Annotated in this window: 16 protein-coding genes and 1 tRNA gene; 11 read left to right on the plus strand and 6 right to left on the minus strand. The window is 39.2% G+C overall.

All coding sequences use genetic code 11. The features are described from left to right. Nucleotides 1-23 precede the first annotated feature (23 nt). On the minus strand, nucleotides 24-746 hold the full coding sequence (locus tag GARC_RS23670) for an alpha/beta fold hydrolase (RefSeq protein WP_039990392.1): 723 nt from the start codon (nucleotides 744-746) through the stop codon (nucleotides 24-26). 100 nt (nucleotides 747-846) lie between these two features. Between GARC_RS23670 and mutY the strand changes: the two genes are divergently transcribed. From mutY to GARC_RS23700, 6 genes are all read left to right on the plus strand, one after another. Next, on the plus strand, nucleotides 847-1,902 hold the full coding sequence (gene mutY / locus GARC_RS23675; protein ID WP_052151571.1) for an A/G-specific adenine glycosylase: 1,056 nt from the start codon (nucleotides 847-849) through the stop codon (nucleotides 1,900-1,902). Nucleotides 1,903-1,925: 23 nt separating this feature from the next. Further along, nucleotides 1,926-2,198, plus strand: coding sequence for an oxidative damage protection protein (locus tag GARC_RS23680; protein WP_007625349.1), 273 nt, complete (start codon nucleotides 1,926-1,928; stop codon nucleotides 2,196-2,198). Nucleotides 2,199-2,393: 195 nt separating this feature from the next. After that, a tRNA-Phe gene (locus GARC_RS23685) sits at nucleotides 2,394-2,469 on the plus strand. A gap of 487 nt (nucleotides 2,470-2,956) precedes the next feature. Next, nucleotides 2,957-3,586, plus strand: coding sequence for a hypothetical protein (locus GARC_RS23690; RefSeq protein WP_007625350.1), 630 nt, complete (start codon nucleotides 2,957-2,959; stop codon nucleotides 3,584-3,586). A 786-nt stretch (nucleotides 3,587-4,372) separates the two neighbouring features. After that, a complete protein-coding gene (locus GARC_RS23695) occupies nucleotides 4,373-4,588 on the plus strand; it encodes a hypothetical protein (RefSeq protein ID WP_007625351.1) in 216 nt (71 codons plus the stop codon). A gap of 202 nt (nucleotides 4,589-4,790) precedes the next feature. Next, nucleotides 4,791-5,027, plus strand: coding sequence for a hypothetical protein (locus tag GARC_RS23700; protein WP_007625352.1), 237 nt, complete (start codon nucleotides 4,791-4,793; stop codon nucleotides 5,025-5,027). Nucleotides 5,028-5,293: 266 nt separating this feature from the next. Here the strand turns inward: GARC_RS23700 and GARC_RS23705 are convergent, their stop codons facing one another. Continuing rightward, the gene (locus GARC_RS23705) at nucleotides 5,294-6,856 is read right to left on the minus strand and encodes a Fic family protein (RefSeq protein WP_007625354.1); all 1,563 of its coding nucleotides are present in this window, start codon (nucleotides 6,854-6,856) and stop codon (nucleotides 5,294-5,296) included. 696 nt (nucleotides 6,857-7,552) lie between these two features. On the opposite strand from GARC_RS23705, the gene GARC_RS23710 reads away from it, so the two are divergent. Then, nucleotides 7,553-9,136 carry a carboxylesterase/lipase family protein gene (locus GARC_RS23710; RefSeq protein ID WP_007625355.1) on the plus strand — a complete coding sequence of 528 codons (1,584 nt, stop codon included), beginning with the start codon at nucleotides 7,553-7,555 and terminating at the stop codon, nucleotides 9,134-9,136. A 321-nt stretch (nucleotides 9,137-9,457) separates the two neighbouring features. Continuing rightward, nucleotides 9,458-11,173 (plus strand): response regulator, encoded by a 1,716-nt coding sequence (locus GARC_RS23715; RefSeq protein WP_007625356.1) that lies wholly within the window; start codon nucleotides 9,458-9,460, stop codon nucleotides 11,171-11,173. A 47-nt stretch (nucleotides 11,174-11,220) separates the two neighbouring features. On the opposite strand, the gene GARC_RS23720 is transcribed toward GARC_RS23715, so the two are convergent. Beyond that, a complete protein-coding gene (locus GARC_RS23720; RefSeq protein WP_007625359.1) occupies nucleotides 11,221-12,357 on the minus strand; it encodes a PQQ-dependent sugar dehydrogenase in 1,137 nt (378 codons plus the stop codon). A 235-nt stretch (nucleotides 12,358-12,592) separates the two neighbouring features. Between GARC_RS23720 and GARC_RS23725 the strand changes: the two genes are divergently transcribed. Together GARC_RS23725 and GARC_RS23730 are read left to right on the plus strand one after the other, a co-directional pair. After that, nucleotides 12,593-12,988 (plus strand): c-type cytochrome, encoded by a 396-nt coding sequence (locus GARC_RS23725; protein WP_007625360.1) that lies wholly within the window; start codon nucleotides 12,593-12,595, stop codon nucleotides 12,986-12,988. A 126-nt stretch (nucleotides 12,989-13,114) separates the two neighbouring features. Further along, complete coding sequence (locus tag GARC_RS23730; RefSeq protein ID WP_007625362.1) at nucleotides 13,115-15,748, plus strand: bifunctional diguanylate cyclase/phosphodiesterase; 2,634 nt, start codon at nucleotides 13,115-13,117, stop codon at nucleotides 15,746-15,748. On the opposite strand, the gene rep is transcribed toward GARC_RS23730, so the two are convergent. Beyond that, a complete protein-coding gene (rep, locus tag GARC_RS23735; protein ID WP_007625364.1) occupies nucleotides 15,749-17,764 on the minus strand; it encodes a DNA helicase Rep in 2,016 nt (671 codons plus the stop codon). Between the two features lie 147 nt (nucleotides 17,765-17,911). Between rep and ubiK the strand changes: the two genes are divergently transcribed. Then, entirely contained in the window at nucleotides 17,912-18,157 is a 246-nt protein-coding gene (ubiK, locus tag GARC_RS23740) for a ubiquinone biosynthesis accessory factor UbiK (protein WP_007625376.1), read from the plus strand. 65 nt (nucleotides 18,158-18,222) lie between these two features. Here the strand turns inward: ubiK and ubiA are convergent, their stop codons facing one another. Both ubiA and GARC_RS23750 read right to left on the minus strand, forming a co-directional pair. Further along, nucleotides 18,223-19,107, minus strand: coding sequence for a 4-hydroxybenzoate octaprenyltransferase (gene ubiA, locus GARC_RS23745; RefSeq protein ID WP_007625378.1), 885 nt, complete (start codon nucleotides 19,105-19,107; stop codon nucleotides 18,223-18,225). 6 nt (nucleotides 19,108-19,113) lie between these two features. Further along, complete coding sequence (locus GARC_RS23750) at nucleotides 19,114-19,680, minus strand: chorismate--pyruvate lyase family protein (RefSeq protein ID WP_226989304.1); 567 nt, start codon at nucleotides 19,678-19,680, stop codon at nucleotides 19,114-19,116. Between the last annotated feature and the right edge of the window lie 134 nt (nucleotides 19,681-19,814).

Raw genomic sequence — 19,814 nt, forward strand, 5'->3', positions numbered from 1 at the left:
GATTGCAAGGCAGACTGCCTAGTTTATGCAATTTTTGACGCTAAATATTCAGCTAACTGTCTAGATTGCTCTATTGGCAACATATGCCCAGCGTTTTCAATTAACGTCATATCACTATTAGTTAGTTGTTTATGCATGGCAAGCATGGTTGATTTATCCACAAAGTTATCTTCTTCGCCACTGACTAAATGAATAGGAAAAGCACATTTAGCTAAGGATGGCAGCAAGTTTGTTCTTGGTTGAGTTGCAGCAATTTGTGCAGCCAAAACCGCAGCGCCTAGATCCTGCTCCATTTGTTTTACGATATTCAAATATTCACTATGCTGATGATGGCTGTTATGAAAAAAATGCTTTAAACGCTTTTCAGTCATGCCAGTGTATTGTTTATTTTTAATCAACTTAAGCAATTGTTGCCTTTGCTGAATTTCATCCTTAGGTAATTCGTCACATGCGCTGCCAATAAGCGTTAGAGATGCAATTCTGTTTTTGTTTTCTATAGCAGTCAGCGCAGCAATGTATCCTCCCATGGAATACCCTACCAAATGCACAGGTTGCTCAAAATAAGCTAAACGGTCTGTGCTTAACATTTTCATTTGCGCTAAATCTTCAGCCCACTGCAAAGGAACAAAAGCTCGCATGGGAATATCTAGATGCTGCCAACATGAATTAAAAATCCTTTCATCACACAATGTGCCAGGAAAAAAGACTACAGGTTGGTCAATTAGGTAAGTTGTATTATTTGGCAATCGATTCTCAAGTGAACTATTTCAAGTTTGTTGAGGTATTATACCGTTCTGCAAAAAGAATTACCTAAGAACAACAGATCCTTACAGGGTGCAAAATAATATTAAATCTACTAATCAATCCTTCAGTCAAAGAGTTTTAACTTGGTTCGACCTTAATGGTAGAAAAAACTTGCCTTGGCAGCTAAATAAAACGCCCTACACAGTTTGGGTATCTGAAATAATGTTACAACAGACTCAGGTAAAAACGGTTATCCCCTATTACCAAGCATTTATGCAGCGTTTTCCTGATGTATTAAGTTTAGCCAACGCACCTCAAGATGAAGTGCTACACCATTGGACTGGTTTAGGCTATTACGCCCGCGCTAGGAATTTGCAAAAAGCAGCGCAAATTATTAGAGATGAACATCAAGGGGCATTCCCCGAACAGATAGAACAACTAATAGCCTTGCCTGGCATTGGTCGCTCGACTGCTGCTGCTATTTTATCTCTGGCCTGTGGTCAGCACCACAGTATTCTCGATGGTAATGTTAAACGTGTTTTAGCCCGTTATTTTGCTGTTGAAGGTTGGCCTGGCAATAAAAAAGTCGAAACTGATTTATGGCAGTACGCTGATAGTTTAACTCCTAAAAACAGAACGGCAGACTACACTCAAGCCATGATGGACATGGGTGCAACACTCTGCACCCGCAGCAAGCCACAATGTGACATCTGCCCCCTACACACAGACTGCTTAGCCTTTGTGCAAGGAAGGCAAACTGAGTTGCCACATAAAAAACCCAAAAAGACGATCCCAATACGCTCTACTATTATGCTAATCCCCATGTGGCAAAAACAGCTGTTGATATACAAACGCCCACCATCAGGATTATGGGGTGGACTATGGGGATTCCACGAAGTTGAACATGCACAACAAATTGTTGAACGGGCCGCTAGCCTAGGGTTTAACGATATCCAGCAACAAACACTCAGCCCTTTTCGGCACACCTTCAGCCATTTTCATTTAGACATTCAACCTGTTGTTCTGCACTTAAAACAACAACCCATTGGCCAAGTAATGGAAGACACCCAAATGTGGTACGACTTAACAGAACCACAAAATGTTGGATTAGCCGCGCCAACTAAGAAACTATTTAGTACAATCAATACATCATTTTAATTAACCGGTTTGATTAGAACATTATGAGCAGAACAGTATTTTGTCAGCGCCTACAAAAAGAAGCAGATGGTCTGGATTTTCAACTTTATCCTGGTGAGCTTGGTAAGAAGATTTTCGACAATATTTGCAAAGAAGCATGGACCGATTGGCAAAAGAAACAAACCATGCTGATCAACGAAAATAAACTCAACATGATGGAGCCAACCGCTAGAACATTTCTAGAAACCCAAATGAAAGGTTATTTATTCGAAGGTAAAGAACCTGATATCGAAGGTTACGTACCACCAAAAAGCTAAAACAATCAGACTTTAAAGCAACAGTTAACCCCAACTTAGCTGTTTTAGTAGAGATTTTGCGCAATCTATCAACAATCTGCAAAATTTAACTAACTTTCTATAAAAAGGGGTTGACTTAAAAGCCCTAAATCCGTTTAATACGCACCCTCAGCGAAACGGACGCAGTCTTTAAAGACAAACTCTTGTTAAGTTGATGCCCAGATAGCTCAGTTGGTAGAGCAGAGGATTGAAAATCCTCGTGTCCTTGGTTCGATTCCGAGTCTGGGCACCATTATTCTAGAAGCCCTGAACAGCAATGTTCGGGGTTTTTTAGTTTCTGAGATAGCAGCATTCACTTCGTTCACCGCAATCCATTGCGGATTTTCGATTGGTATCCATGGCGATTGCACTACAAAAGTGAATAGATGATTGGCGAACATATAGTCGAGAAAACGTCAAAAGCATCGGCTTTGCCGACAAAGAAAATAAAGCTACCTCTTCATGCATATAAAGCAAGCAGGAAACCGGCTATGAGCAGGCAAAAAAGTCGATTTATTGAATCAAAGTGTCTGGCCTCATAGATTAGCCAAGGCTTAATATATTATTTAAGAATCAGCAGCGCGCTTAATCAGTAATTCGATTATGAAGGTTAATGATTATCTCTTTGAAAGGATGGCAGCGTAATTAATTTAAAATAAGCGACAATTGTGAACAGAGTTGATAAATAATTATTTTAATGCCGTAATGCTCACTCAAAAAGCTATTTAAGGATGGAAAGCATGACAAAAATAATCACATTATTTATTGCGGCGCTAATAACAGGTTGCACTTCTTACACCCCATATGAAAAACAAATCCCTAGCTTAAATAAAACTCATAAGGAACCAGTTTATTTTTCTGTTCTTGATCAAAGGGAAAGGATACAGAAAAAAAGAAAACCTAATAGCTTCATTGGTGTTTATCGGGTTTCTTTTGGCATACCAGTAAGCAAAACCATCAAAGATATTACTGATCCAAAAGACCCTCGTAAAAACGACACTCTTGCAGAGTTTATTCAGGCTAGAGTGGTGGATGGTATCAAAAATGCTGGCGGTGAATTTAAAGTCAGAGACCTTAACAGATATCCAGATACCGATTTTATTAAAAAAGATATGAAGGATGGCAACGTAAATAAATGGGTAATAATGAAAATCAAGGAGTGGTATTTCAGCACTGATATGCACTTTAACACTAGTTTTAACTTTGACTCTGACGTTGAAGTACTGGTTTACAACTCCGATGCTAAAGTTATCTTCCAAGAAGTCTTTAAGAATAGGGATATAATTGATGAAAACTCAGATAGGCATAACGACATACTGAGGGCCTACAAAAGTAAGCTGCAAGAGATTTTTAATTCAATTGAAATATAAACGTTTTGTCACTTATGCACTGCATAAATACACATTAAAGACCTGAGGTGTCACCCATAAGTCAGCCGTTGTCAACAGTGCGATAAAAGTCGGATCGCTTTTTATATAGACAATTAGCAGGACAGCCATAGTAAGAAGGCAAGAGAATCAACTTAGCCGAAAACAGTTTTGGCACTAACATGGCTGTCCATGTAATTAGAAATCATTTTATTTTTAGTGGGCAATACAAATTCAGACTCCTTTTTATATTAAAATAGGCAAGGCGCTTGCTTTTGACTTTCTCTCGACTCAAGGCTCGCCAATTATCAGGTGAATTTAGTAGGGCATTTAACACGGATGTTAAATGAGTTTGCCATTGCCGGGAGCAAATGCAAACGACCTGCTAAATTTGCCTGATAATTGGAAGAAGAGCATTGCCCTCGAGCGGCATTTTTTGCTTACTTTTTGTTGCTGTAGGCAAAAAGTAAGTCGGACGAAAGGGATTTCGTTTGAAAAAAGCTAAGGATAGCGGTGCTCGTCAGAGCATTAATTTCCCAAAAGACGAATTACGAAGGCATGATAATTCGATCTCTGCAACTGCCTGAGTATTGTTAACGATTTATCTGAGGAAAAATGCGAAGGAATCAAAAGGCGAGTTTCCCTTTACAGCCGCACCACTAATCAAATTTTTATGTGCAACAAATAAGGATCTTTTTTTCGTCATTTAAAAAAGTATCTCTTTACCCTAAACCTGCGTTTTCAGAACCAATAAGCTCAAATCTCATATTAATAATTTGGAGAGTTATCATGCTTAAAGAAAATATAAAAACGTTCGACGATGATGGACAGTTAATAGAAGGATATCGGGTTATGACAGGGAAAAGAGAACTTCACCAAGTCATATATTTTAAGGATAAAAAAGAATCAGATACAACGATTTATGAGCTGGGTCAAAAAGACTCGGTGATGCTTCGTTACGCTGAGCTGATAGTTTGGCAAATGAGTGCAGGTAGACATATTTAGCCAAAGACTTAGGGGGCGGTTACAATCTCTGTGACCTGTGTCACTTAGTACCGTCGCCCTAGCTTTTGTTACACACCTGCAACTTCAGAAACTTTTATAGCAATAATTTTCCCGTTTTGACGAGATAGAAATCAAGCCTTTTCAATATTGTTCAGATTGCGTAAGGTACTATTATGATTATCGGTTATGTATATGCAAAGTAATGGACGAACTACAAATATATCAAAGTGATAATGGCGCTTTAGAGTTAGATGCGACTGTCAAAGATGAAAGCGTTTGGCTTACACAACAGCAAATGGCAGATTTGTTCGATACTAAAAGGCCTGCTATCACTAAGCACCTTGGGAATATATTTAAGTCTGGGGAATTAGATAGAGAAAGCACATGTTCCATTTTGGAACACATGGCTGAACATGGGCAAAAATACAAAAATAATTAACAGGACAGCCATAGTAAGAAGGCAAGAGAATCAACTTAGCCGAAAACAGTTTTGGCACTAACATGGCTGTCCATGTAATTAATTGTTTTTATATTAAAATAAGCAAGGCGCATGCTTTTGACTTTCTCTCGACTCAAGGCTCGCCATTTATCAGGTGAATTTAGTAGGGCATTTAACACGGATGTTAAATGAGTTTGCCATTGCCGGGAGCAAGTGCAAAAGCCACTAACATGACTGTCCATGGAATTGATAATTGTACAACGGCGCTAATCTGTCTTAATCACTAAATTTTGAATATTAATGTCAAATTTCTCTTGGATTTCAGAAATAATTTTAATAGATTTTTGTTCGATTTCGATGAGTTGTTCTTCATCTAAATACTGAAGAAACATCGCTCTTTTTCTTTTTGAGACTGTTCCGCCACCACTAACAATTATTGACACTAGAGTGTCTAATTTCATGTTAGGAATATCTTCAATTTGATCCATTGATTTTTTGATGATGTCGAAAACTAATAGCAAGCATATTTCTTCAATCAGATCGTTTGAGATTGCAAAGTTCATCATCTCGTAGACAAATTTCACATGTTCTGTGTAATCAGGAAAACGATACATGTAGTCGATATCATTATTAATAATAATTCCATTGCCATTTTCTGCGTCTAGTTCCCAGTCTAGCATCGCCATAATTGGCTTAGAAATCGATTCAAGAACCTCGTCGTACCTTTCTGTATTCTTTAAAATTGCGGCTGAAATAGGAATAATGAATTTATGAGCAGGCTCTCTTTGCTTCATAACATCATGGATGAGATAACGATGTATTCTGCCATTACCATCATCAAATGGGTGTATGTAAACTTCAGCGAAAGATATAACGGCTGCATGAATTAACGAAGGAATTTTACCATCGAGCATAAGATTGTCGTGTGTTCTGAGCAAACCGCTCATCATGCTTTCTAGCTGTTCAGCTTTAGCGCCTACATAATGAACGTCTTCATCCACAATTCCGTATTTTTGAATGGTAGTACCAACATAAATCTCTATTGTTCTGTAGTCTGAGGCACGCACATTTTCAGCAACAATTTGGTTTTGAATATCAATCAGTTTATCTTTTGATAACTCAAATAACCCTGCGTTTTTAATGGCATTGAGAAACCGTTGCATCCTTTTTTTGTCAGGCTTTTCATTTTCAATTTCCGTAGAAGAACGGGTTTCTTTTGTATATAAATAGTTTATAGAACGGCCGATAACATCTGCCGAAATAGTCTTACCTAACCTTTGTACTTCTTCATAGGCTGTTTGATATACGTCCGTTTCGGAAAGCTTAACGATTTCTGGTGTTTTACGAACAGTTGGGCAAAAATCCTTTGTTCCGATAGCGTTGTTTACAACTCTAGTTCGTTTGTCTCGGACGCCTTCAGTAAGCGTAAAATAGAATCTATCATCGAACAGTTGAACATAATTACCAGATGTAAGCGCTGACAAGTCTAGGCGTTTATTTGTGAGCCATTCATACAAATACCAAATAACGCGGTTTAACTGCGCCATGGGTTTGTCAGCGATAAATGCTGTCAGTTCTTTTTCGTCTACGACTTTAAATATTGCTGCAAAAAAATGTAAGCGAATACCTTGATACTTTATTGCGGCCAGCATATTTTCGTATGGTGTTGATAAATTTTTTCGGGATTTAGGTAAGACGAGTCGTTTAGAGGCACCATATGTAACAGTCTTCTCTACGTCAGAGTCCATATCTTGATATACTTCTAAACCTAACTTGGGTAGAAGTAAGTTGTAGTGTTGATTGAGAAATGTATAGCCGACTGGATTCATATTTATATTTTATTTGAGTAAGGAGCTTTATTTTTAAAGTGAGATGATGCATATTGAGTTTTATAGGGATATGCTCATTTCCCAGCTTTCCCAGCCGTTCACATTTTCACTTATATTTCCAGATTTCACTTACAACTTTCGAAATCCACTTACAAATCAAAATATCACTTATAAATTTCAATTTCTAGTTATTATTTTAATAACTACTTATACACCTTGTTTGTGTTAAATCGAGCAAGAAGCTAAGTATTTAGATGTAATATCACTTTACTTTTGATCGCTAAAATCAAGCATCATTCATTTCATAATCCTTTAATATATTGATACAAAGAGTGTGATTAAGCTTGCTACATCATAGTGTTTCATGTGTGACGATTATTTGCCTGCGTCACACTTTTGTTACAAACCAATTCGCTTACAGCCCTTTATTTATAAGCGCCCTATCATTTGACACCCTCTGTCAAGGATTGAAAATCCTCGTGTCCTTGGTTCGATTCCGAGTCTGGGCACCATTATTCTAGAAGCCCTGAACAGCAATGTTCGGGGTTTTTTAGTTTTAAAACCTAAATTTATTATTCAAACCCACTCTTCTAACAAATAAATGTACATTTGAGCCGAATTTAACGATATTAGATTTATTGAGAATACCCGCCTGCTTAATCTTGGGCCAACAGCATTTATTAAAGGTTGCCTAAAATGTTCAGTAAAAAACAACTACTAACCATGATGTGTTTTTGTGTAATGGCACATGGCCAGTTATTTGCCGAAACAAAAGTTAATATATCCTCAGGCGCATTGGTTGGAACAGGCGCTGACTCAAACAAGGTTGTATCATTTAAGGGCATCCCTTTTGCTGCGCCTCCTGTAGATGAGTTGCGTTGGAAGGCACCACAGCCGGTTGCACCTTGGCAAGAAACAAGGCAGGCCACTGAGTTCGGTCCGCAGTGTATGCAAAACCTTATCTATGATGATATGAAATTTCGCTCTTCGGGTATGAGTGAAGATTGTTTGTATTTGAACGTTTGGGCTCCTAGTAAAATGCAAAACCAAAAGCGCCCTGTTTTATTGTATTTTTATGGTGGTGGATTTGTTGCTGGGGATGGTTCTGAGCGTCGTTACGATGGTGCCAGTATGGCGCACAAAGACATAGTGGTGATTACCGCTAACTATCGCTTAGGTTTATTTGGATTAATGGCACACCCGTTATTATCCGCTGAAACGTCATATGCAGGCAGTGGTAATTATACCTTCTTAGATCAAGTAGCAGCGTTAAACTGGGTGGTTAAAAACATTGCGGCCTTTGGTGGAGACCCTTCACGGATTACTATCGCGGGAGAATCGGCAGGTTCAGTTGCTGTCAGTGCACTCATGGCCTCGCCTTTATCAAGAAACCTTATTGCTGGCGCTATAGGTGAAAGTGGAGCAATTCTTGGGCCACCACTCATGGCTGTACCTTTAGCCGAAGCATACAAAAAAGGACAAGCGCTGGTCAATGCGATAGCAAGCGATAAGGCTAAATTAAGTGAGTTACGAAAAATACCAGCAACACAATTATTGAGTTTGGCAAATGATGCTGGTATCACTTGGTTCAAACCGACAATCGACAACTACTTTTTACCTATATCTCCCCAAGAACTATTTGCCAAAAAGCAGTTTTCTCAGGTGCCTTTATTGGCTGGGGTAAATTCTCAGGAAGCGAGTTACCATGATATTTTAGGCGAAAACAAACCCACAATAACTCACTACACAGAAGCACTGCAGCGGCTATATCCCGATAGCCATGAACAGGTTTTTAATTTATATCCAGCAAAAAACATCGAACAAGTGATGGATGCTGCGCAAGATTTAGCTTCTGATAGGTTTATCAGTTATGGCACTTATCATTGGATGGACACTGTTACCCAGTCTAGTGGCAAACCCAGTTTTTACTATCGTTATGAGCATATTCGTCCCGCAAACATAGAAAAAGAAACACCCAAAATCCCCCCACGAGGCGCTACTCACTCCGCAGAAATTGAATACGCTCTGGGTAATTTAGATGTGAATAAGCTATATCTGTGGCAGGAAGCAGACTACCAAGTATCAAAACTGATGCAGCAATATTTTGCCAATTTTATCAAATTTGGCGATCCTAACGGCGAGGATTTACCTTCTTGGCCTGAGTTCAGTGAAGATAAGTTTATGACTCTATCTATTATCCCTGAAGCGCAATCGACTGATACGCTCAAAAGAAGATATGCATTCCATCAAAAAAACTTACTAAAAGTGAAGCAAAAATAACCTCTGCTTTTGTCATAAAAGCAGGTCTGTGATTTAGCTGCAAAATAAACGAATGGACCTGAACTCTGGTTAATGCCTATCTAACTTGAGGTAAGTAATAGTTTTGCCTTAAAAAGACCGAGTGCTAACCCTAGATTTTTTGAAAGAAGACGCTTACTCTACCTATACTCGCCCTTCTTTGGGCCTTATGTATCTTGTAAAGAATCGGCGTGATGTTGCTTTTCTAGGTTATCCGAGCTGGGTAGACTAGTTAAGTATAGGTTAACAGTAAGCGGACATTCTTCTAGAATTTACCCTAATAGATGTAAGTGATTGTCCCTATTGAATCAACCAAGTCTTAAAATCCACAATAATATTGAAACCATGGACCTACTTAGGCCAGTTGCCTACTTTTTTGCGGTTCTCTATTTTTTTCTGACATTTGCACATTTATTGGTTCTGCAAGAGACATTTAAGTGGATCCTGTTTACTACGGCCCTATTGACTGCAACTGTAAGTGTTGTCATCGGACTCAAAGCCCCAAAGATTTCTTTGCCCCTACATAGCCTGACGATCCTATTACTGATGTTAATGGGCAGTGCAAACAGCCTTATTCATTTATGGTTTTCTGAAGCGCCAGAACAAACTACCAACATATTCGTGACTATTATCGCGTCAGGCATTGTGTTATCGGATCGTAGTCACTGGTTAGCGTCAATTCTGTTCAATTGGATTGGATGGATAATCATCAACTTCGCTCTTGAAATCGCGTTAATCCAACATTTTTTCTTCGCCATGGCGATGAGCACCCTGCTCAGTTGGTTCGCCCATTTAGCCCGAAAAAATTTAGTAGAAAAACAACTAGAGCTCTCTAAGGAGAGAGACCTTGCTATACAACATGAGCAAGAGGCTAAGGCAGCAACCGAAGCAAAAAGCGCATTTTTGGCAAACATGAGTCACGAAATTCGCACACCAATGAACGGAGTCATTGGCATGATTGAGGTTATCTCACATTCGAAACTAGATGAAAAACAGAAGAATTTTATTGCTTCAGCTAAGCGTAGCGCCGACTCACTAATGAATATCATCAACGACATATTAGATTTCTCGAAGATAGAGGCGGGAGAACTGACTATAGAGCGGGTGGAATTTGATGTTGAACAGCTGTTTTCTGAGTTAATTCATGATCAGCAATTTCAGGCTAACAAAAAAGGACTGAAGCTCGAACTAGAGAAAGAACATATCCAACACGCAAAAGTGCTGGGCGACCCTCATCGAATCATCCAAATTATGAACAATCTATTGTCCAATGCGATCAAGTTTACGGAATCTGGCAACATCCATGTCCAATATGGTTTGAATACGCTCAACGGTCATATCTACCTAAATGTGGTAGTGACCGATACTGGCATTGGTGTTAGCGACGTGTCACTGCCCTATCTATTTGACTCGTTCTCTCAGGCCGATATGTCGACAACAAGGAATTTCGGAGGCACGGGTCTTGGCCTAGCGATAACTAGGGAGCTCTGTGAATTGATGGGTGGAGCCATAACTGCCAAGAGTAAATTAGGAGAGGGATCAGTCTTCCAATTTTCAGTTCAACTTGCTTTTGCAGATCCCGAAACAACCCAGCAACAAAAACCGAACACCGCCACGTCTTTAGTCAACATATCTAAGTTGCGTGTCCTGCTGGTTGAAGACAATTTTATCAACCAGGAGGTGATGACTGCTATTTTGAATGACCTAGAAATTGAAGTTGATGTTGCGAACGATGGGCTTGAGGCGCTTTCGCTACTCAGACATTCCCAGCCGACAACATTTGACCTGATACTAATGGATTGTCAGATGCCGAATATGGATGGTTACGAAGCAACACGCCGCATACGCGCTGGTGATGCTGGCGACTTGTTTAGTAAAATACCTATAATCGCACTCACTGCAAATACCATGAATAGTGAGCGCGAAAAATGTCTTGAAGCAGGCATGAACGAATATCTCACCAAACCAATAAACACCGATGCCTTGAAGTCATTATTGACAAAGTACCAGCCAATCTAGCGTTGCCCTAATCAAAATGGTAGTGATATCACTGCGTAACAAGAATTTTAAATAGCGCTCACAGGCACTATTTTAAATATCCCTGAGCCATCAGTCGCAACATAAAGATAACCGTCAGCGCCTTGTTTAACATTACGCACCCGACCTATTCCTGGAAACAACACTTCTTGACTGAGTACTTTATTACCATCTAATTCTAGTGCGACTAGATAAGCAAACTTTAATGAGCCGACTATTATTTTACCTTTCCAATCAGGGTAGATATCACTGGTCACAAAAGTCATGCCTGATGGAGCGATTGAGGGTACCCAATACCAAGCAGGTTGCTGCATACCTTCTTTTTCAGTCAACTCTGTAAATGAGGTACCGCTGTAATTCACACCATAGCTGATGACTGGCCAGCCATAATTTGCACCTTGTTGGATAATGTTGACTTCATCACCGCCTTTAGGCCCATGTTCGTGAGTCCAAATGTCACCTGTTACTGGATGCATTGCCATCCCCTGTGGATTGCGATGGCCATATGAATAAATTGAAGCAAGGGCATCTTTTTGTGCCACAAATGGATTATCTTCAGGAATACTACCGTCGCTGTAAATTCTATGAATTTTACCTGCGTATCGCTCTAAACTTTGCGGGTTAACGTCACGGTTCCCTCTATCACCATTAGAAATATACAAATAACCTTGTTTGTCGAATGTTAGGCGGCTACCGTAATGTTGGCCTTTGGTAGAATTGAGGCCACCAGCAAAAATCACAGTTTGTTCAGTCAGTTTAAAATCTTTTAATTTGGCGCGCATAACAGAGGTATGTCCGCCTTCACCCTCACCTTCGATACTAGAATAAGAAAAGTAAATAAGACTATTTAGAGCATAATTTGGGTCAACTGCCACATCTAATAAACCGCCCTGCCCCTGTGCCCTAAGTTCAGGCAATCCTATAATTTTTTCACTTAATAGTTCACCGTTTCTGATAATCCTCAGCTCGCCCTTACGGTCGGAAACAAGTATGCTCTTTTCGTCCAACCATGCCATACCCCAAGGGATATCTATTCCCTTAGTAACTAGTCGGTATTCGTATGCTTGATTACTATCTGAAAGTGGGATTGTTGGTTGCTGAGCACAGGCTGAACCAGTTAATAAAATACACCCCATTATGCTCAACAGGCACTTTAATTTTGACATTTTTAATCCCCCTATATAAAAACTTTATTAAGCACAAATAGTACATTGAGCTGAGTATATTAGAGCAGCCATCTAAGGCTGTAATCTCTGTAAACAATTAAAAAAACTGCTTTTAGTTTAAACAAAAAATACAAATTCATTTAGATTTTTGAGTTAATTAGTTGTTCACACAATATTAGTGGTTATAATCTGTCCCAGTTTTTTAAGGTAAACAAAGCCTGATTTGGAGAATTTTGTGAAATTTAAAGCTTTTTTATGTATCTGTATGGGTGTTTTTAGCGTCTTGGCGGTACAAGCACAAGAAATGACTGAAGATGATATAAAGGCTCGTATTCAGCCTGTAGGTAAGGTGCATATAGCCGGTGCAAAGGCAGAAACAGCATCTTCAGGACCAAGAGCAGGTTCAGATATTTACGCTAAAGCTTGTGTTGCTTGTCACAGTGTTGGTGTTTTAAATGCGCCTAAACTTCAAAACGCGGCAGACTGGTCTCCTCGTTTAGAAAAAGGCTTTGATGCAGTTTGGAAAAATGCAATTAATGGTATAGGCGCCATGCCTCCAAAGGGTACTTGTGGCGATTGTTCGGATGACGAAATTAAGGCAGCCATTGAACATATGATTGAAGGTATCTAGATTTAGAAGATTAACCACAACTTTGATGTAAAAAAGACCACTCCTAGGGTGGTCTTTTTGATCTGAATAGTTTACTTTTGATAGCTTGATTTTTGTACTTACTTCAACATAAAAGAACAATAAACTTTGCAGAATACGCCGAAACATATTTCCGATAAACTGTCCTTAGAGGAACTGCGAGAGCTTGTTCCTCAATTGCAGCAGATAACGCGAAAATATAAGCGTTCTGAGTCAATTCAGAAATCACTTTTTGATATTTCGGAATTAGCTAGTTCAATCAATGAGTTATCAAGTTTATATCCTGCAATTCATGAAATTGTGAGCGGCTTTATGCCAGCCAAAAATTTTTATGTGGCCTTTTATGAAGATGAAAATTCCATCATTGATTTTACCTATTTTGTCGACGAATTCGAAAATCTCGAGATTAAGCAACTCCCTGCAAAAGAAATGGAAAATAGCCTAACAAGTTATATCTTAAACAGTGGTAACCATTTATTTCTGACCAAAGAAGATTTCAATTATCAATCCAAATCACTTGGCATAAATCACATAGGGCCCAGCGCTGTTGACTGGATTGGCGTACCATTAAAACGAGGCTCCCATGTCATTGGCGCCATGGTGGTACAAAGTTACGAGGAATCCATTCGTTATGAGCAAGAAGATTTAGAAATATTACTTTTTGTTTCTCAACATATAGTTAACTGTGTTGACAGAGTCAAGAACCGCGAATTAACTGAAAGAAGTATTCGCCAACGTACTAAACAGTTAAGACAAATCAATGATGAGTTACAGGAAGAAATTAGCGAAAGACAAAAAGTAGAGTCTTTACAACAGGCTTTATTTGAAATATCAGAATTGTCCGCCTCAGTAGAAGGAAATATGGATGACTTTTACGCGGCTATTCATGATATTTTATCCCACCTAATTGGTGCACCCAACTGTTATGTAGCAACTATAAACAATAAAACTCAAACTCAAACATTAGATTTTCCTTATTACAAAGATCAGTTTGAACCTCATATCGAGCCTCGTAATATGGGGTTAGGGTTAACCGAGTATATTATTCGCAACGGAAATGCTGAATTAATCGACTCATCAAATGCAAAAAGGCTGTACGAAGCAGGCGAATTAAATGAAGAGGTCGCGAACAGCATTTATCGAAATTCTCACTCTTGGCTAGGCGCACCATTAGTAGTAGATGGCATAATATCAGGTGTCATAGTTGTGCAGAGTTATAAAAACTCCAAACAATATACCCTAAAAGATTTAGAGTTTTTGCGATTCGTTTCTCATCACATTGCCGTTGCATTAACTCGTAAACAAGCTTCTGATGCTATGCAAGCCTATAACCAACGTTTGGCGGAAGAAGTAAAACTACGCACTCAAGAGTTGAATTCCACCAACAAATTTTTGCAAAAACAAATTGAAGAACGAAAACTCGCACAATTACAATTGGAATATGATACCCAACATGATTCTTTAACGGGCTTGGCTAATAGGGTGTTATTTAACAGCCGACTTGAATTAGCCATCGCTAGCAAACAGAGATATAACGCCAACAACTTCGCTGTAATTTTTATTGATCTAGATAGATTCAAACAAATTAACGACACCTTAGGTCATTTAGCTGGTGATGCATTTTTAAAAGAAGTGGCTAGCCGAATCAATTCTTGTATCAGAGGCCACGACTTACTAGCTCGATTAGGTGGAGATGAATTTGTTGTATTATTTGATAACTTTGAAACTGCTACAGATATAGAAGAAATATCAGCTCGTATCATTGAATCAATAGCTAAGCCTTTTAAGATCGAAAATAAAGAAATGTACTCTGGCGCCAGCATAGGTATTACCTATTTGGAAAACGCTTATGTTAAAGCAGACGAAGTGTTGCGAGATGCAGATGCCGCCATGTATCAAGCTAAGGCAATGGGGCGTGGAAGGTACATAATTTTTGATAAAACCATGCGTGAAAAACTACTGGTAGAATTAGAAATTGAAGAAGAATTCAGGAAAGTGCTACAAGCACGGGCTTTCGAACATTACTCTCAACCGATAATAGATTTACACACAAAACAAATTTTGTACGAAGAATGTTACATTCGTTGGGAACACCTAAGCTTAGGCAAGATTAAACGAGAGCAATACTGGCAAGTAGCAGAACAGTGCGGTCTTACGGTTGAAATGGATAGGTATATTTTGTCTAAAGCATGTGAAATGTTAGTCACTTGGCAAAATGGAACCCCTAGTGATCAAAAAAGAGTGGTAGCAATTAACCTATCGATTCATCACTTGACGCAAACATCCTTGGCTCAACAATTAATTGAATATTGCCTTAATGCAGGAGCTGACCCTAAAAAATTGGTCATCGAATTTGACGAGAATACCCTAAACAGCCGTTCACTGTTTTTATTACCCGCTATAAAAATCTTAAAAAGAGCAGGTATTACTTTAGTACTTGATAACTTTGGTAGTGGATTAGCATCGTTAAGTTACTTATATTCATATCCATTTGATTATGTAAAAGTAGATCATCATTTTGTGAAAACTTTACCCCGTTCAGAACGTAATCTTAAGCTCATCCAATCTGTATTATCTATATCTAGTCATCTGAAGTTTAAGCTGATTGCGGAAGGCATAACCAAAGAAGAACAATATATTGCCTTAGTTGAGGCTGGCTGCGAGTTTGGTCAAGGAAAGTATTTGCAGCAAGCAAAAAGAATTGAGCTTGATAGTGATACAGACAAGGCAATTAGTGCTTAATTAATTCTTATTCATCATATTACGCAGATTGGCTATCCCAACTTGAGATTTTTGCTGACGCTCTTGTGCTGACACTTTGGGTTTTTTATGCTCCCATACCAAATCATCTTGGGGCAATTCGTGCAAAAATCGACTAGGTTCGGGATTTATCACTTCACCATATTGACGTCTTTCTTTCACTAAGGTCATAAACAACACTTTTTGTGCTCGGGTTATACCCACATAAGCTAAACGTCTTTCCTCGTCGATATTGTCTTCGTCTATGCTACTCTGATGGGGCAACAACCCCTCTTCCATACCCACCATAAATACGTAAGGGAACTCTAGTCCTTTTGATGCATGCAAAGTCATCAGCTGTACTTGATCTGATTCTTCATCATCTTCACTACGTTCCATCATATCCCGCAAAATCAGTCGATTAACCACCTCTTGTAATGTCATTGGTGGGTCGAGTTCACTGCCTTCAAGCATGTCGCTGATCCAGCCAAACAAGGTGCTGATATTAGCCATCCCCATTTCTGCCGCTTTAGGGCTAGTACTTGACTCATACAACCACTCTTCGTAACCCATGGCTTTGATCATTTCACGTATGGTCGCTATGCCATCACCTCTGACCGCTCTATCTGATAATTCGACTATCCAACGGCCAAATTGCTCTACAGATACCAAAGCTTTGCCGGATAAAACATCCTGTAGATTGGGGTCAAAAGTAGCTTCAAACATAGAAGTCCGATTATGATTAGCTAAATTACCGAGTTTTTCTAAACTGACACGACCAATACCGCGAGTAGGCGTATTTATCACTCTCAAAAGAGCATTGTCATCGTCCTGATTTACCAACAAACGTAAATAAGCCATGATGTCTTTGACTTCGGTACGCCCAAAAAACGACATTCCACCACTAATTTTGTAAGGAATACGGTTGCTCATCAACACTTTTTCGAACACCCGAGACTGGAAGTTACCGCGATACAAAATGGCATAATCTTTAAATTTTGTGGCCCCCATAAACTTGTGGGCCATTAACTCGGCAACTACACGCTCAGCTTCATGTTCTTCATTTTTAGCGGTAATCACTTGTAAAGGTTCACCGTAGCCCAACTCTGAAAATAACTTTTTTTCAAACACATGAGGGTTGTTCTGAATAAGAATATTGGCACAATGCAAAATTCGTTCAGACGAGCGATAGTTTTGTTCCAGCTTAATGACTCTTAATTTAGGGAAGTCAGTCTGCAGTAAAACTAAGTTCTGTGGCCTAGCTCCGCGCCAGGAGTAAATAGATTGATCGTCATCACCTACTACAGTGAATCTGGATCTTTCACCCACCAGCAGTCGCACTAATTCATATTGGCTGGTGTTGGTATCTTGATATTCATCCACCAACAAATAACGTATTTTGTTTTGCCATTTTTGTCTTACTGTCTCATTATTTTTAAGCAGTACCGTAGGCAGTAAGATCAAGTCATCAAAATCTAAAGCATTATAAGCTCGCAAGTGATTATGATAACGCTGATAGAATTCAGCATGTTCAAGGTCACTGGGAGACAGAGTCTGATGTTTTAGGTCTTCCGGTAAAATCAGCGCGTTTTTCCAGTTAGATATACAAGTTTGCAACCCAGACAACAGCTCTTTGTCACCATCAAACTCGACTTCGGTCAAATCTTTGAGCAGTGACATACTGTCTTTATCATCAAATAGAGAGAAGCCGGGTTTTAAACCCAAGGTTTTGACTTCCGATTTAATGATATTTAAACCTAAAGTGTGAAAAGTAGATATTTTTAAACCCCGAGCTTCCTTTTTACCCAGTGTTTGCGCCACACGCTCTTTCATTTCTCGCGCGGCTTTATTGGTAAAGGTCACTGCGGCAATATAACGAGCGGGAAGCTCACACTCTCTCACTAAATAGGCAATTTTATTAATGATAACCCGGGTTTTTCCACTACCAGCACCCGCTAACACTAGGCAAGGGCCAGAAATAAAATTTACAGCTTCGTTCTGACCAGGGTTAAGTTTCATGCTAAATTAAACAACCAATGATGATGGGGCGGTGATTGTAAGAGAATACGCTGGTTAGTCCAAGTAGATTAACAACCTATAACTTTTAAACTAAGCCCAAATTTCGTTTATGTAACCAATTTGAACTCGAAAGGTAAACAGACTCTAATGCTAAATCCTAAAAAACTAGAAGAAATTGCTAAACAAATCTCTGATTCGCTACCACCAGGTGTTAAAAACATGGCAGAAGGTGCAGAGGCCAAAGTTAAACAAGTATTACAATCTCAGATCAGCCGCTTAGATTTTGTTAGTCGCGAGGAATTTGATATTCAAAGCCAAGTGTTAATGCGTACTCGTGAAAAACTTGAAGCACTGGAAGCTCGTCTTGCTAAGTTGGAGCAACCACAAGGGTAACAAGTCATCACCCTTCTATGAGCCATTCAAATCATAGGTGTGGCTTATGACACACCTATGTAAACTTAAGTAGGGTAAATGCTGTAATCTACAATTATACCTATGGCAAACACTAAGCCCACATAGTGGTTATGCAAAAATGCCTTGAAACACAAGTTCCTATCTCGATCTTTAATTAGTCTGTGTTGATATAAAAACAACCCTATGCTGATAACTAGCGCTATGTAAAAAGGCCAACTGAGTTTTAACGCGACTGCTACTACAGCCAACAATAACAGACTAGTAATTTGTAACAGCAAAATGATCAACTTATCGTACTGCCCAAATAAGATAGCCGTTGATTTCACACCTACTTTAATATCATCGTTTTTATCGACCATAGCGTATTCTGTATCATAGGCCACAGTCCAAGCTAAATTAGCAAAATACAACGTCCATACTATCCAGTTTAAAGGTTGCCCTGTCGCCACAAAAACCATCGGAATAGACCAACCAAAAGCGGCGCCAAGTACAACCTGAGGCAAGTGAGTATAACGTTTCATAAAGGGATAAATGGTGGCCAATATTAAACCGCCAACTGACATAAAAACCGTTTGCCAAGTTAAGGTTAAGACCAGTAAAAAGGCGCAAAATAGCAGTATGAAGAATAACCCCAATGCCTCTTTTTCGGTTACGTCTCCAGCCACTAGAGGGCGACTCGAAGATCGTTCGACTAGACCATCTACCTTACGATCAGCATAATCGTTAATCACACAACCAGCCGATCGCATCACCACTACACCCAATACAAACACCACTAATATATGGAGGTCTGGAAACCCTGCAGAAGCTATCCACAATGCCCATACACAGGGCCACAGCAATAAGTAGATACCTATAGGTTTGTCGGCACGCATTAAACGCCAATAAGCGTTTAACTTTGCAGTTGATAATGGGCCTGAATTGTCCATATTAGTCTATTTCATCTCTTGGTAAGCTGGAGAACGGGGCAGAAACACCTCACTAACTGACATTTTTAGTCCTTCAAAACTAAATACAGAACGGCGGCCCCACAAGTTCATCTCCGAAGAGATGTGTAATTGTGCAAGAAAAGCTTTGCTTGGGCATATTTCGGTTATTTCAAATGGCATCCGCTTAAATCGCTCATCATTAAATATCAGTTTACCTAGAGGTTTGGTATTGAGATTAACAAAATCATTTTCGCATAGTATTTGCGGGATAATCGAACGAGCAAAAACCCAAGGCTGATTATCGCCCCACAATAACACTTCTCTAACTTGCCACTCTTGTGGATTGAACTGTTGCTGCGGTGCACATACTCGTTGAAATTCCTCAAGAGTTATCTCTGTCTGCCGTTGACCTATCAAGGTTAGATTGAATAACCTACATTGTGATTGTAACCTTTCAGTTAACGAACTTGTGTCTAGTAACCAATTTTTTAAACATGGACTAGGGATAGTAATCTGTTCGGGTTCGGCCCATAGTGACGGGATACCGATTGGAAAAGTATAAGATGAGTTCAATTTTAACAACGTTATTAATTAGCAAAAAGGAATAATAACAAGTGCATCACTCAGACTAAAGTTAAATACGATTCAGACAAATTTAGTTTTAAGAGCCTAACAAAAAATTGTTAAGCTTAAGGCAACTGTAATGA

Origin of the sequence: Paraglaciecola arctica BSs20135, assembly GCF_000314995.1 — a bacterium.
GTDB classification, from domain to species: domain Bacteria; phylum Pseudomonadota; class Gammaproteobacteria; order Enterobacterales; family Alteromonadaceae; genus Paraglaciecola; species Paraglaciecola arctica.